Source organism: Mesorhizobium sp. BR1-1-13 (assembly GCF_020165515.1).
GTDB lineage: Bacteria > Pseudomonadota > Alphaproteobacteria > Rhizobiales > Rhizobiaceae > Mesorhizobium.
On the sequence record NZ_JAIUIH010000010.1, the window covers coordinates 192,561 to 206,254 of the forward strand.

Sequence of the window (13,694 nt, forward strand, 5' to 3'; positions counted from 1 at the left end):
CGGCGAGGCCATCGAAAGACAGCCGGCTTCGTTGACGTATGGAGTCTGCTCCCCTCAGCCGGGGACGTCAACCGCTCGATGGCCGAACGGGAAAAATGTGATCGAACGACATATCCGCTGATGGGACCACGCCGCCTGCTCCACCGCTTTTGTCAGGAGCGTGTTCGGCCTTTGTTCTTTCCGCTTGCCCCTTCGCGCGAAAGACGGTTAAACGACTTGGTCGAGAATTGCGGCGTCTCTCGACGCGGCGGCAAAAATACCTACATAGGGGACGGCCGGGGAAAACCCGCCGATCCCACAAATTCCAGATCTGAGGCGGCGACCGGCAATGGCCGACCATAAATATCTTTCCATTCGCGGGGCGCGCGAACACAATCTGAAGAATATCGATCTCGACTTGCCGCGTGACAGTCTGATCGTCATGACCGGCCTGTCGGGCTCCGGCAAATCGTCGCTTGCCTTCGACACCATCTACGCCGAAGGCCAGCGCCGCTATGTCGAGAGCCTGTCGGCCTATGCGCGGCAATTCCTCGAAATGATGCAGAAGCCGGATGTCGACCAGATCGACGGCCTGTCGCCGGCCATCTCCATCGAGCAGAAGACCACCTCGAAGAACCCGCGCTCGACGGTCGGCACCGTCACCGAGATATACGACTACATGCGGCTTCTATTCGCGCGCGTCGGCGTACCCTATTCGCCGGCCACCGGGCTGCCGATCGAGAGCCAGACGGTGTCGCAGATGGTCGATCGTGTGCTGGCGGTCGAGGAAGGCACGCGCCTGTTCATCCTGGCGCCGATCGTGCGCGGCCGCAAAGGCGAGTACCGCAAGGAATTGCTCGAGCTGCAGAAAAAAGGATTTCAGCGCGTCAAGGTCGACGGCGTCTTCTACGAGATCGCTGATGTGCCGGCACTCGACAAGAAGTACAAGCACGACATCGACGTGGTCGTGGATCGTATCGTCGTGCGCGGCGACCTCGCAACGCGCCTTGCCGATTCCATGGAGACCGCGCTGAAGCTCGCCGAGGGGCTGGCGGTGGCGGAGTTCGCCGACAAGCCGCTCGATGCCAGTCAGACCGGCGAGGATTCGGTCAACAAGTCGAAGAACGAGACGCATGAGCGCATCCTGTTCTCGGAAAAATTCGCCTGTCCGGTCTCCGGCTTCACCATTCCCGAGATCGAGCCCAGGCTGTTCTCGTTCAACAACCCGTTCGGCGCCTGCCCGACCTGCGACGGGCTGGGCAGCCAGCGCGCCATCGATCCCAATCTGGTCGTCCCCGACGAGAACGTCTCGCTGCGCGACGGCGCCGTCAGCCCATGGGCGAAATCGACTTCGCCCTACTACGTGCAGACGCTGGAGGCGCTGGGCAAGGCTTACGGCTTCAAGCTCGGTGACAAGTTCAAGGATTTGACCGGGGAAGCCCAGGAGGCCATCCTGCGCGGCACAGGCGAGCGCGAGATCACCTTCCAGTATGATGACGGCCTGCGCTCCTACAAAACGACCAAGACCTTCGAGGGCGTCATCCCCAACCTCGAGCGGCGCTGGAAAGAGACCGAATCCGCGTGGATGCGCGAGGAGATCGAGCGCTTCATGTCGGCCACCCCCTGCCCGGCCTGTCGTGGCTACAGGCTGAAGCCGGAAGCGCTGGCGGTGAAGATCGCCGGCAAGCACATCGGCGAAGTGACCGAACAGTCGATCCGCAAGGCCGACCAATGGTTCACCGATCTGCCGGCGCAGCTCAACGACAAGCAGAACGAGATCGCCGTGCGCGTGCTCAAGGAAATCCGCGAGCGGCTGCGCTTCCTCAACGACGTCGGCCTCGACTATCTCACTTTGTCGCGCAATTCCGGCACGCTGTCGGGCGGCGAGAGCCAGCGCATCCGGCTGGCATCGCAGATCGGCTCCGGCCTCACCGGCGTGCTCTACGTGCTGGACGAACCGTCGATCGGCCTGCACCAGCGAGACAATGCGCGCCTGCTCGACACGCTGAAGCACCTGCGCGACATCGGCAACACGGTCATCGTGGTCGAGCATGACGAGGACGCCATCCTGCATGCCGACTACGTCGTCGACATCGGTCCGGCCGCCGGCATCCATGGCGGTGAAATCATTGCCCAGGGCACGCCGCAGCAGGTGATGGCCAACCCCAATTCGATCACCGGCAAATACCTTTCGGGCGAACTCGAAGTGGCGACACCAGCGGTTCGCCGCGAGGCGAAGAAGAACCGCCGCCTGAAAGTGGTCGGCGCACGCGGCAACAATCTGAAGAATGTCACCGCCGAAATTCCGCTCGGCACCTTCACCGCCGTCACAGGCGTATCGGGCGGCGGCAAGTCGACCTTCCTGATCGAGACACTGTTCAAGGCGGCCTCGCGCCGCATCATGGGCTCGCGCGAACATCCGGCCGAGCACGACCGCATCGAGGGCCTGGAATTCCTCGACAAGGTCATCGACATCGACCAGTCGCCGATCGGACGGACCCCGCGCTCCAACCCCGCCACCTATACCGGCGCCTTCACGCCGATCCGCGACTGGTTCGCGGGCCTGCCGGAAGCCAAGGCGCGCGGCTATCAGCCGGGACGCTTTTCGTTCAACGTCAAGGGCGGCCGTTGCGAGGCCTGCCAGGGCGACGGCGTCATCAAGATCGAGATGCACTTCCTGCCCGACGTCTACGTCACCTGCGACGTCTGCCACGGCAAGCGGTATAACAGAGAGACGCTGGACGTGCTGTTCAAGGGCAAGTCGATCGCCGACGTGCTCGACATGACCGTCGAGGAAGGCGTCGACTTCTTCGCCGCCGTGCCCGGCGTGCGCGACAAGCTCGACACGCTGAAGCAGGTCGGCCTCGGCTACATCCATATCGGCCAGCAGGCAACCACGTTGTCGGGCGGCGAGGCGCAGCGGATAAAACTCGCCAAGGAGCTGTCGCGCAAGGCGACCGGCAAGACGCTCTATATCCTCGACGAGCCGACCACCGGCCTGCACTTCCACGATGTCGCCAAGCTGCTGGAAGTGCTGCACGAACTGGTCGACCAGGGCAACACGGTGGTGGTGATCGAGCACAATCTCGAAGTGATCAAGACCGCCGACTGGGTGCTCGACCTCGGCCCCGAGGGTGGCGATGGCGGCGGCGAGCTGGTCGCCTCCGGCACTCCGGAAGCGATCGTGCGCGAAAAACGCAGCTACACCGGCCAGTTCCTCAAGGAATTGCTGGAACGACGCCCCGGAGGCAAGCGCGAAGCAGCGGAGTGATGGCGGGCTGGCGTTGGGAATCTCCGGAATGAAGATCAGGAAAGCCCTTGCCCCGGATGTCACCGCCGTCATAACTCTGACCACGGATGCCTACGCGCCCTACACCTTGCTGCTCGGCGCGCCGCCGATCCCAGTCACGGAAGACTATGCGCCGCGCATCGAACGCGGCGAGGTCTGGCTGCTGGAGAGCGGGGACGAAGTTGCCGGAGTGCTCACACTGGAGCGGCATGAAGACCACGCGATGATCTTCTCCGTCGCCGTGGCGCCAGGATTTCAGGGCAAGGGCTTCGGCATCGCGCTGCTGAAACATGCGGATCAGCAGGCGCGCCTGTGGGGCGTGCCGGAGGTGCGGCTCTACACCAATGCGAAAATGGAGCGCAACATCGCGCTCTATCTCGCCTATGGCTATCGCGAAACGGGTCGCCGCCCCAATCCTTACCGGCCAGGATGGATGCTCGTCGACATGGCCAAGCCGGTCGACGAGGTCACGACGGCCTGATTTTTCTGAACGCGGCCAGATTTCTGAAACGGGAGGACGACAATGAGCAAATCGGGAACAATCCGCGCCGGGATGGGGGGCTGGACCTTCGAGCCGTGGGACACGTCCTTCTACCCGGAAAAACTCCCCAAGGCCAAGCAGTTGCAATACGCCAGCCGGCAGGTACCGAGCATCGAGGTCAACGGCACCTACTATTCCAGCTTCAAGGAACCGACCTTCGTCAAATGGGCCAATGAGGCCCCCGACGGTTTCGTCTACTCGCTGAAGGGCAACCGCTTCGTCACCAACCGCCGCGTGCTTGGCGAAGCCGGCGAATCGATGATGCGCTTCCTCGGCTCCGGCGTTGCCGCGCTCGGCGACAAGCTAGGGCCGATCCTGTGGCAGTTCGCGCCGACCAAGAAATTCGATCCGGACGATTTCGAGGCCTTTCTGAAACTTCTGCCCGAAAAGCAGGACGGTGTCGCGCTGCGCCACGCCCTCGAAGTCCGCAACGACAGTTTCATCGTGCCGGAATTCCCGGCGCTCGCGCGCAAATACAGGGCGGCCATCGTCTATGCCGATCACGCAAAATATCCTGATATCGCCGATATCACCGGCGATTTCATCTATGCGCGGCTGCAGACCGGCTCGGATGACAATCCGGACTCCTACACGCCAAAAGGCCTCGATGAATGGGCGGCGCGGACCAAGGTCTGGGCGGAAGGCAAGCAGCCGGCCGATTTGCGGCGCGCCGACCCTGCCACCGACGCGCCGGTGCAACCGCGCGACGTGTTCGTCTACTTCATCACCGAGGGCAAGGTGCGCGCGCCCTTCGGCGCCATGGCACTTATGAAGCGGGTCGCCTGAGAAACTCTGCGCAGACGGCCCACTGGCGGCGACGCCTGCCCTGAACCGTCGCATCTTCGTCGCTATCGTAACCTTATCGATACTTCCTTGCGTCATGACTGCAGCAACGCCAGGCTGCAGGGTCGTCGCGGGCAAGGAACGAGGGGCATGTCGCTCGACTACAACTCACTTCTGCTGGCGGTCGGTTTCTCCGCTGCCTGCCTGAGCCTGACGTTGTTCGGCACCTGGCTCACCGCCCGCACCGACAAGTTCCTGCTCACCTGGGCGCTCAGCGCCTTGCTGGTCGTGGGCGAGGTCTTCACCTATGACGCCTATCTCGACGCGCCCAGGCGCGGCCTCGGCATCGCCACCTTCACCTTGCTGCTGGTCGGCTTCTCGATGATGCTGGGCGCCGCCTACCAATTCAGAAGCGGCGGGTCACCGATACCCAGGATTCTGATCGGCAGCGGCATTTCACTGGCAGTGGCGCTGCCGCCCATGGCTCTGGGCTATGACGGGCTCGGCTTCATGCTCGAGAACCTGTTTGCGGCCCTGCTCTTGTTCGCCACCGCCGCCGAATACTGGAAAGGCCGCGCCGAGGCCCCGGCGCTTACCATCGGCGCCGCCGCACTCTATTCGGCGACCGCCATGTCCTTCCTGCTCTGCGCGACGGTTTTGGCATGGGATGGCAAGCTGATCATGAGCCATGCGCCGAGGAACTGGGCCGAGGATCTCAGCCTCGTCGTCGTCATCGCCAGCATGACCGGCATCGGCGCCTTGTCGCTGGCCCTCAACCAGGGGCGTCTGGCGGGGCATCACCGCCGCAACGCGCTGACGGATCAGCTGACCGGCCTGCTCAACCGCCGCGCGCTGTTCGACCTCTTTGGCGATTCCCCCGTCGGCGCCTTTACCGCCGTGGTCGTGTTCGACCTCGATAGCTTCAAGGCCATCAATGACGAGTTCGGCCACGCGACGGGCGATGAGGTGCTGAAAGTGTTCGCCAAGGAGCTTGCCGGCAACCTTCGCCCGACCGATGTCGCCGCGCGCATGGGCGGCGAGGAGTTCGCGGTGGTGTTGAAGCGGACTTTGCCCGAAACAGTGGAAAACACGGCCGAGGCGATACGAACCTCATTCGCCGCGCGCCGCATCGACACCGAGAACGGTTCCCTGACATGCACCGTCAGCGCCGGCTTTGCTTTCGGCACCAAACAGGGCCTGAGCTTCGACAAGGTGCTCAGCGCCGCAGACGAGGCGCTCTATGCCGCCAAGCGCGGCGGCCGCAACCGCGTCACCGCCTCGACGTTCCGGCGGGCCGGCTGACCACGCGCATCAATGCCGTGCCTGTGATCGTTGGATGGGCGAATGCGGCTTTTACGCCGCCATGACAATTTCATTGAAGGCATCGAGGTCGACATAGAAGACCTTGGTGATCTCCTCGATCAGCTCGTCGTGGTCATAGCCCTGAGATTTCAGAATGTTGATGGCTGTGATGATGTCGACGCGCTCGGTGAGTCGCCGTTTCTGGTAGTCCTCGACGTAACGTTCCATGGCTGCCCCTTAGCCTGTGTGCCCAAACGCGTTGAACGACAGAGATCGCAGGGAGGATGCTAGGAACGCATGCTTGCGCGGAACTTGCCCGTCGCCCACCTCGATCTGCGACAAACCAGACTGATACGGAAGCGGCCGACTCACAAAGCCATCAGAAGACTAGCATGTAGTATTGAGCGTGCCAGCGGGTGTTGAAGAAAGATTGAGTAATCTTTCATCAGGAGATGGATTTACACCGTCAGGAACTTCCTGACATCCGCCCGGTCGAGATCTTCGGCAGGACCAGTATGGACGATCTGGCCGCGGTCCATGATGTTGACCTCGTCGGCGAGTTCGCGGCAGAAGTCGAGATATTGCTCCACGAGAAGAACCGCAATGCCGGCCTGGTCGCGCAGATAGCGGATGGCGCGGCCGATGTCCTTGATAACAGACGGCTGGATGCCTTCGGTCGGCTCGTCGAGCACCAACAGCTTGGGTCGCATAACCAATGCCCTGCCGATGGCGAGCTGCTGCTGCTGGCCGCCGGAGAGATCGCCGCCGCGGCGGCCAAGCATCTGCTTGAGCACCGGAAACAATTCGAAGACATGCGCCGGCACGTTGCGGTCGGCCCGCTTCAGCGGCGCGAATCCCGATTCGAGGTTCTCCCGCACGCTGAGCAGCGGAAAAATCTCCCTGCCCTGCGGCACGAATGCGATGCCCGACCGGGCGCGGTCATACGCCGCGCTCCGGTCGAGCGCCTTCCCCTCGAAGGCAACGCTTCCGCTCGTCAGCCGGTGATGGCCGACGATCGATCTCATCAAACTTGTCTTGCCGACGCCATTGCGGCCGAGCACGCAGGTGATCTTGCCGGCGCCCGCTTTCAGCGACACGCCGCGCAGCGCCTGGGCGGCGCCGTAGTGGAGCGTGGCATCGGAAACTTCGAGCATGTCAGCGCCTTCTCCAGAACCGAAGGAAGGCAAGATCGAAGCGATCGAATTGTACGCGCCAAACCATGATCATCTCCCCAGATAGACTTCGACGACGCGTTCATCGGCGGATACGAAATCGAGTGTGCCTTCTGAAAGCACCGAGCCCTCATGCAGGCAGGTAACCTTGACGCCGAGCTCGCGCACGAAATGCATGTCGTGCTCGACAACGATCACCGAATGGTCACGCGCGATCTCCTTGAGCAGCCGCGCGGTTTCCTCCGTCTCGGCGTCGGTCATGCCGGCGACCGGCTCGTCGACCAGCAGCAGCTTCGGGTCCTGCGCCAGGAGCATGCCGATCTCCAGCCACTGCTTCTGGCCGTGGCTGAGATTGGCGGCCAGCTCGTCGCGTTTGTCGCCGAGCCGGATGGTCCCGAGGATGTCGTCGATCCGCCGCGCCTCGGCGGGTGAGCGTCGATGGAACAGCGCCGGAAAGATCGAGCGCGGCCCCTTCAGCGCCAGCATCAAATTTTCCTCGATCGTGTGGCTTTCGAAAACCGTCGGCTTCTGGAATTTGCGGCCGATGCCCATCATGGCGATCTCGGCCTCGTCGTGCCTGGTGAGATCCACCTGGCCGTCGAAGAACACCTCGCCCTCGTCGGGCCGTGTCTTGCCGGTGACGATGTCCATCATCGTCGTCTTGCCGGCGCCGTTGGGGCCGATGATGGCGCGCATCTCGCCCTTGTCGAGCACCAGCGACAGATTGTTGATGGCGCGAAAACCGTCGAAGGAAACCGAGACGCCGTCGAGATAGAGGATGGTGTTGCTCTTCGACATAGCCCTCACTCCGCCGGCTGTGGTTCGGGGTTTGGCGAGGACCATTCGCCGGGTGTTCTCGCCGCCGCCCGCACGACCTTGGACGGCGCGATTTCACCATCGGCACCGGCCCCCTCGGCCAACGATGCCGCGCGCAGCGCCTTGGCGTTGCCGCGCCAGCTGTCCCACATGCCGATGATGCCTTTCGGCAAGAGCAGCGTCACGGCGACGAACAGGCCGCCGAGTGCGAACAGCCACAGTTCAGGCAGCACGCCGGTGAACCAGGATTTTCCGGCGTTGACCAGCAGCGCACCGATGATCGGCCCGATGATGGTGCCGCGCCCGCCGACCGCTGCCCAGATCACCACCTCGATCGAATTGGAGGGTTCGAATTCGCCCGGATTGATGATGCCGACCTGCGGCACGTAAAGCGCGCCCGCGACGCCGGCCATGACAGCTGAAACCGTGAAGGCGAACAACTTCACATTCTCCGCCCGCCAGCCGAGGAAGCGGGTGCGGCTTTCGGCATCGCGCACCGCCATCAACAGCTTGCCGTATTTGGAGCCGACAATCGCCCAGGTGACGAAGACGCCGAGCGCCAGCGTCACCGCGCTTGCCGCGAACAGCGCCGAGCGGGTTGCGTCGGCCTGCACGTTGAAGCCCAGAATGTCCTTGAAATCTGTGAGACCGTTATTGCCGCCGAAGCCCATGTCGTTGCGAAAGAAGGCGAGCAGCAGCGCATAGGTCATCGCCTGCGTGATGATGGAGAGATAGACGCCGGTGACGCGGCTGCGGAAGGCGAACCAGCCGAAGACGAAGGCGAGCAGGCCGGGTACCGCCAGCACCATGAGGCCGGCGAACCAGAAATGGTCGAAGCCGGTCCAGAACCAGGGCAGTTCCTTGTAGTTCAGGAACACCATGAAATCAGGCAGGACCGGGTTGCCATAAACGCCGCGCGAGCCGATCTGGCGCATCAGATACATGCCCATCGCGTAGCCGCCGAGCGCGAAGAAGGCGCCGTGGCCGAGCGAGAGGATGCCGCAATAGCCCCAGACTAGGTCAAGCGCGAGCGCCAGCAGCGCATAGCAGAGGTATTTGCCGGTCAGCGCCACGATATAGGGCGGGACGTAGAATGCGCTCGTAGGCGAAACAACCAGGTTGAGCAGCGGCACGACGATGGCCGCCGCCAGCAGGATGAGGATGGTGATGGCGATGCGGCGGTCCGCGCCCGCGGCGAAGAAGCGTCCCGACATCATGCTTCCACCGCCCTGCCCTTGAGCGCGAACAGGCCGCGCGGGCGCTTCTGGATGAACAGGATGATCAGCACCAGCACGACGATCTTGCCGAGCACCGCCCCGGCATAGGGTTCCAGGAACTTGTTGACGACGCCGAGCGAAAAGGCGCCGACCAGCGTGCCCCACAGATTGCCGACGCCGCCGAAAACGACGACCATGAAACTGTCGATGATGTAGCCGCGGCCGAGATTGGGCGAGACATTGTCAATCTGGCTGAGCGCCACGCCGGCTATGCCGGCAATGCCGGAACCGAGCGCGAAGGTCAGCGCGTCGACCCATGGCGTCCTGATGCCCATCGAGGCGGCCATGCGCCGGTTGGCGGTGACGGCGCGCATCTGTAAGCCCCAGGGGGTGCGCTTCATCACATAGAGCAGCACGGCAAAGACGCTGAGCGCGAACACCAGGATCCAGAGCCGGTTCCAGGTGATGGCAAGTTGGCCGACATCGAACGAACCCGACATCCAGGAGGGATTGCCGACCTCCTGGTTGGTCGGCCCGAAGATCGAGCGCACTGCCTGCTGCAGGATCAGCGAAACGCCCCATGTCGCCAGCAGCGTCTCCAGCGGCCGGCCGTAGAGGAAGCGGATAACGCCGCGCTCGATGGCGAGGCCGACAAGCCCTGCGACCAGGAACGCGAGCGGCAGCGCGATCACCAGCGACCAGTCGAACAGGCCGGGAAAGGATGTGCGGATCACCTGCTGGACGACGAAGGTCGTGTAGGCGCCGAGCATCACCATCTCGCCATGCGCCATATTGATGACGCCCATGACGCCGAAGGTGATGGCAAGCCCGATCGCCGCCAGCAGCAGCACCGAGCCCAGCGAAATGCCGTACCAGATGTTCTGTCCGGCGTCCCACAGCGCTAGCGTCGAATTGATGTTGGCGATTGCCGCTGTCGCGGCTTCCTTCACTGCGCCCGAGGCATTGGCCTCTGCCGAGGTGAGCAGCGATACCGCATCGCGGTCGCCGCGCGCGCCGATCAGGGCGATTGCCGCGAGCTTGTCGGCATCCGGCCGATCCGAGCTCAGAATCGACGCGGCACGAGCCTGTTCCAGCAAGGTCTTGACACTGGCGACCGTCTCATTGGCGATCGCGGCATCGAGCGGCTCGATGTTTGCGGCATCGGGCGTCTTGAACATGGTGTCGGCGGCGGCGAGCCGCACGGCCGGATCCTTGGCGCCAAGCGTCAGCGTGCCCAGCGCATCGCGGATGGTGCGGCGCAGCGTGTTGTTGACCTTGATCTTGATGATGTCGTCCTTGGCCGCTTCACCGGATGGTTCGCCGCTCAGCGGGTCGAAAAGCTCGACCCGTTCGCCGCCTTCCTTGCCGACGAAGACCAGGGAATCGATCTTGCGGACATAAAGATTGCCGTCGGCGAGCGCCGCAAGCGGCCGCTCGACGGCCGGGTCGCCGGTCGCCGCCAAGTCGTGAACGACAGCTCCCGTCTCCGAAAAACCCTTGGCGGCGGCGAACTTGGCGATGATGCCACGCAGATCGGCTTCGCCAGCGCCCGACGACGACAGCGTCGCCAGCAAGAACAGCAGCGTCAGGCCAAGTGCGCGGAAAAGGTTCATCGGCGTCAGGCGGCTCTTCAGGGTTGAGTTGGACGTCCGGACGGCGGAGGAACCGTCCGGACGCTCGCGGTCATGGGCATGGACCTGAAGGTCCAGCCCGGGAGGATCAGTTTGTGCCCTTGCCGCCGCATTTGCCGGTGGCGACATTGAAGTTGCCGCAGGACAGAGGCGCCCGCCAATCGGAGATCAAGTCCTTGGAATCGGGCAGGTAATCCGACCACTCGTCGCCCATCACCAGCCCCGGCGTGCGCGAGACCGTCTCGAACTGGCCGTCTGCCTGGATTTCACCGATCAGCACCGGCTTGGTGATGTGATGGTTCGGCATCATCGTCGAATAGCCGCCGGTCAGGTTCGGCACCGAGACGCCGACCATGGCGTCAATCACCTTGTCCGGATCGGTGGTGCCGGCCTTCTCGACCGCCTTCACCCACATGTTGAAGCCGATATAGTGGGCCTCCATCGGGTCGTTTGTGGTGCGCTTGTCGTTCTTGATGAACTTGTGCCAGTCGGCGATGAACTTCTTGTTCTCGGGTGTGTCGACGCTCTCAAAATAGTTCCAGGCGGCGAGATGGCCGACCAGAGGCGCCGTGTCGAGACCGGCTAGCTCCTCCTCGCCGACAGAGAAGGCCATGACCGGGATGTCCTCGGCCTTGATGCCCTGGTTGCCCAGTTCCTTGTAGAACGGCACGTTGGCGTCGCCGTTGACGGTGGAGACGACGGCGGTCTTCTTGCCGGCCGAACCGAACTTCTTGATTGCCGAGACTTCGGTCTGCCAGTCGGAGAAACCGAACGGCGTGTAGTTGACCATGATGTCTTCCGCCGCGACGCCCTTGGCCTTCAGATAGGCCTCGAGGATCTTGTTGGTGGTGCGGGGATAGACATAGTCGGTGCCTTCCAGCACCCATCGCTTCACCGAACCGCCGTCCTCGCTCATCAAATAGTCGACGGCCGGAATGGCCTGCTGATTCGGCGCTGCGCCCGTATAGAACACGTTGCGCTCACTCTCCTCGCCCTCATACTGGACGGGATAGAACAGGATGTTGTCGAGTTCCGAAAACACCGGCAGCACCGATTTGCGCGACACCGAGGTCCAGCAGCCGAACACCGCCGCGACCTTGTCCTTGGAGATCAACTCGCGCGCCTTCTCGGCGAAGAGCGGCCAGTTGGACGCCGGATCGACGACGACCGCTTCGAGCTTCTTGCCGAGCAGCCCGCCCTTGGCGTTCTGCTCGTCGATGAGCATCAGCATGGCATCCTTCAGCGTCGTCTCCGAAATCGCCATCGTGCCGGACAGCGAATGGAGGATACCGACCTTGATCGTGTCGTCGGCCGCCTTCGCGGGCGCCGACATGGACAGGCCGGCAGCGACCACGCCCGCCGAAAACATTTTTGTTATTGTCGAGAAATTACCCCTCATGCCTGACACTCCCAAGCTGATTGATTGCAACGCAACACTACGAAGCAACCCCCATGCCAATCGCCGAGGCGGTCTCGCGGGAGAAGTTAATGCTCAATATTATCAGTGGTTTGACATATCGTACTTAGAGAAATCGTGAGGGCCGGTTAAAAATTGGTTGAGAGAAATTTGCGCAGCGCACACGGTTTTTGCCTAATTTTCGTCCAATTTTTCCAAATGCCTAGATTTTGATCTCCGCAAGCAGGCCGCACCCGACAATATTGCGGCACGGCACACAAATGGGGCAAGTTCGATCCTCAACCGAGGGACGTCATGGCATCCGGAATTTCACGCATCTCTACCGGCCTATTGTTTCTGGCGGCGGCGACCGGGGCGGCGCGAGCCGACTTCAGCGACGGCAAGATGCCCGACGGCATTTATCATTGCGAGGTCTACCTGCTCGGCATGTTCCTCAACCTCGGCGACATCACCATCAAGGGAAATGTCTATACCGGCCCAATCACCTTCGGAACGGCCCAGCAGGGCTACAATTACCAGATGGACGCAAACGGGGTGATCTCCTGGCTGGGACCGCTCGGCGGCTACACCGCCGGCGGCAACTCGTTGTCCCTCACTCAGGCGACTCTGGATGGTCAGGGCCCGCCTTCATTCGACATCATCATGAGGCAACCCGACGGCGCCTTCACCGCCTCGACCTGCACGAAGGACTGAAATGTCCGTTCGGAATTGTATGAGGATCGGAGCGACTCGGCGAGGCTGTCAAACACCGGGCCGATCGTCGGCGGCGATTTCGAGCGCCAGCCGCGTCATGTCGGTAAACAGATCCTGGCGCTCTGCATATTGGGTCTGTTCGCCGCTGTCGATATCGTCGACCACCGTGCAGATCGATAGCGCACGGGCCCCGAAATGCCTGGAAATGCGATAGAGCGCACTGGTCTCCATGTCCACGGCTAGCGCGCCGGCTGCCTGCGCATCGGCAAAACGGGCGCGTCCCTCCGGATGGTGGAAGACGTCGCTGCATGCCGTCAGTCCGGCACGATGGTCGATGCCGAGTTCGGCCGCCTTCGCCAATGCGCGGGCAAACAGCGCCGGGTCCGGCCCGGCTGCAGCGTCATAGAGGCCGAAAACCTGACCGCTTCGGGCGCTTTCGGGCCGCACCGATTGGGAGATGACGAGGCTGCGCAGTTTTACGTCAGCGGTCAGCCCGCCGCAGGTGCCAGTACGGATCAAGGTCCGCACGCCATAGCCGTCCAGCAGCTCATGCGCATAGATCAGAAAGGAGGACCCGCCGATGCCTGTCGCCTGGATGCTGATCGGCTGACCACGAAACAGCCCAGTGAAGCCAAGGGCACCGCGCCGGCGGTTGATGCAGCGCGGGGCCTCCAGGAATGTCATGGCCATCCATTCGGCGCGCTGGGGGTCGCCCGGCAACAGCACAATTTCGGCGTAGTCGCCCTTGCTGGCTTCGATGTGTGGCGTCAACAGCTCGTCCCTGCCGTTTCATCCACAATCATGGCCTTGTCGCAGTATTGCGCAAGAGGCATTCGGGAACGCTAATACACGGA

General features: G+C 62.8%; 12 protein-coding genes. 5 read left to right on the forward strand and 7 right to left on the reverse strand.

Annotation, left to right across the window (positions count from 1 at the left end):
• The first annotated feature begins 328 nt into the window (after positions 1–328).
• The 4 genes from uvrA to LB533_RS22480 all read left to right on the forward strand — a co-directional run bounded on the left by uvrA (position 329) and on the right by LB533_RS22480 (position 5,894).
• A complete protein-coding gene (uvrA, locus tag LB533_RS22465; protein ID WP_140638249.1) occupies positions 329–3,250 on the forward strand; it encodes an excinuclease ABC subunit UvrA in 2,922 nt (973 codons plus the stop codon).
• Positions 3,251–3,278: 28 nt separating this feature from the next.
• Positions 3,279–3,749: a GNAT family N-acetyltransferase gene (locus LB533_RS22470; protein ID WP_224678245.1), complete on the forward strand. Its 471-nt coding sequence runs from the start codon at positions 3,279–3,281 to the stop codon at positions 3,747–3,749.
• A 42-nt stretch (positions 3,750–3,791) separates the two neighbouring features.
• Positions 3,792–4,595 carry a DUF72 domain-containing protein gene (locus LB533_RS22475; protein WP_224678246.1) on the forward strand — a complete coding sequence of 268 codons (804 nt, stop codon included), beginning with the start codon at positions 3,792–3,794 and terminating at the stop codon, positions 4,593–4,595.
• Positions 4,596–4,742: 147 nt separating this feature from the next.
• Positions 4,743–5,894, forward strand: a complete 1,152-nt coding sequence (locus LB533_RS22480) for a GGDEF domain-containing protein (protein WP_224678247.1) — start codon at positions 4,743–4,745, stop codon at positions 5,892–5,894.
• 51 nt (positions 5,895–5,945) lie between these two features.
• Here LB533_RS22480 and LB533_RS22485 read toward each other — a convergent pair whose 3' ends face one another.
• The 6 genes from LB533_RS22485 to urtA form a co-directional block, all read right to left on the reverse strand.
• Positions 5,946–6,122 carry a hypothetical protein gene (locus tag LB533_RS22485; RefSeq protein WP_140498860.1) on the reverse strand — a complete coding sequence of 59 codons (177 nt, stop codon included), beginning with the start codon at positions 6,120–6,122 and terminating at the stop codon, positions 5,946–5,948.
• A gap of 230 nt (positions 6,123–6,352) precedes the next feature.
• Positions 6,353–7,048 (reverse strand): urea ABC transporter ATP-binding subunit UrtE, encoded by a 696-nt coding sequence (gene urtE / locus LB533_RS22490; RefSeq protein ID WP_140548229.1) that lies wholly within the window; start codon positions 7,046–7,048, stop codon positions 6,353–6,355.
• A gap of 69 nt (positions 7,049–7,117) precedes the next feature.
• Entirely contained in the window at positions 7,118–7,864 is a 747-nt protein-coding gene (gene urtD, locus LB533_RS22495; RefSeq protein ID WP_224661271.1) for an urea ABC transporter ATP-binding protein UrtD, read from the reverse strand.
• 5 nt (positions 7,865–7,869) lie between these two features.
• Positions 7,870–9,099 carry an urea ABC transporter permease subunit UrtC gene (urtC, locus tag LB533_RS22500; RefSeq protein WP_224678248.1) on the reverse strand — a complete coding sequence of 410 codons (1,230 nt, stop codon included), beginning with the start codon at positions 9,097–9,099 and terminating at the stop codon, positions 7,870–7,872.
• Complete coding sequence (gene urtB / locus LB533_RS22505) at positions 9,096–10,712, reverse strand: urea ABC transporter permease subunit UrtB (protein ID WP_224678249.1); 1,617 nt, start codon at positions 10,710–10,712, stop codon at positions 9,096–9,098. The genes urtC and urtB overlap by 4 nt, the downstream gene beginning before the upstream one ends.
• Positions 10,713–10,818: 106 nt before the next feature.
• The gene (gene urtA / locus LB533_RS22510) at positions 10,819–12,129 is read right to left on the reverse strand and encodes an urea ABC transporter substrate-binding protein (protein ID WP_140498870.1); all 1,311 of its coding nucleotides are present in this window, start codon (positions 12,127–12,129) and stop codon (positions 10,819–10,821) included.
• A gap of 312 nt (positions 12,130–12,441) precedes the next feature.
• Here urtA and LB533_RS22515 point away from each other — a divergent pair, with 312 nt between their 5' ends.
• Positions 12,442–12,840 (forward strand): hypothetical protein, encoded by a 399-nt coding sequence (locus LB533_RS22515; protein ID WP_140638257.1) that lies wholly within the window; start codon positions 12,442–12,444, stop codon positions 12,838–12,840.
• 48 nt (positions 12,841–12,888) lie between these two features.
• On the opposite strand, the gene LB533_RS22520 is transcribed toward LB533_RS22515, so the two are convergent.
• Complete coding sequence (locus LB533_RS22520) at positions 12,889–13,611, reverse strand: DeoD-type purine-nucleoside phosphorylase (RefSeq protein WP_224678250.1); 723 nt, start codon at positions 13,609–13,611, stop codon at positions 12,889–12,891.
• Positions 13,612–13,694: the final 83 nt, after the last annotated feature.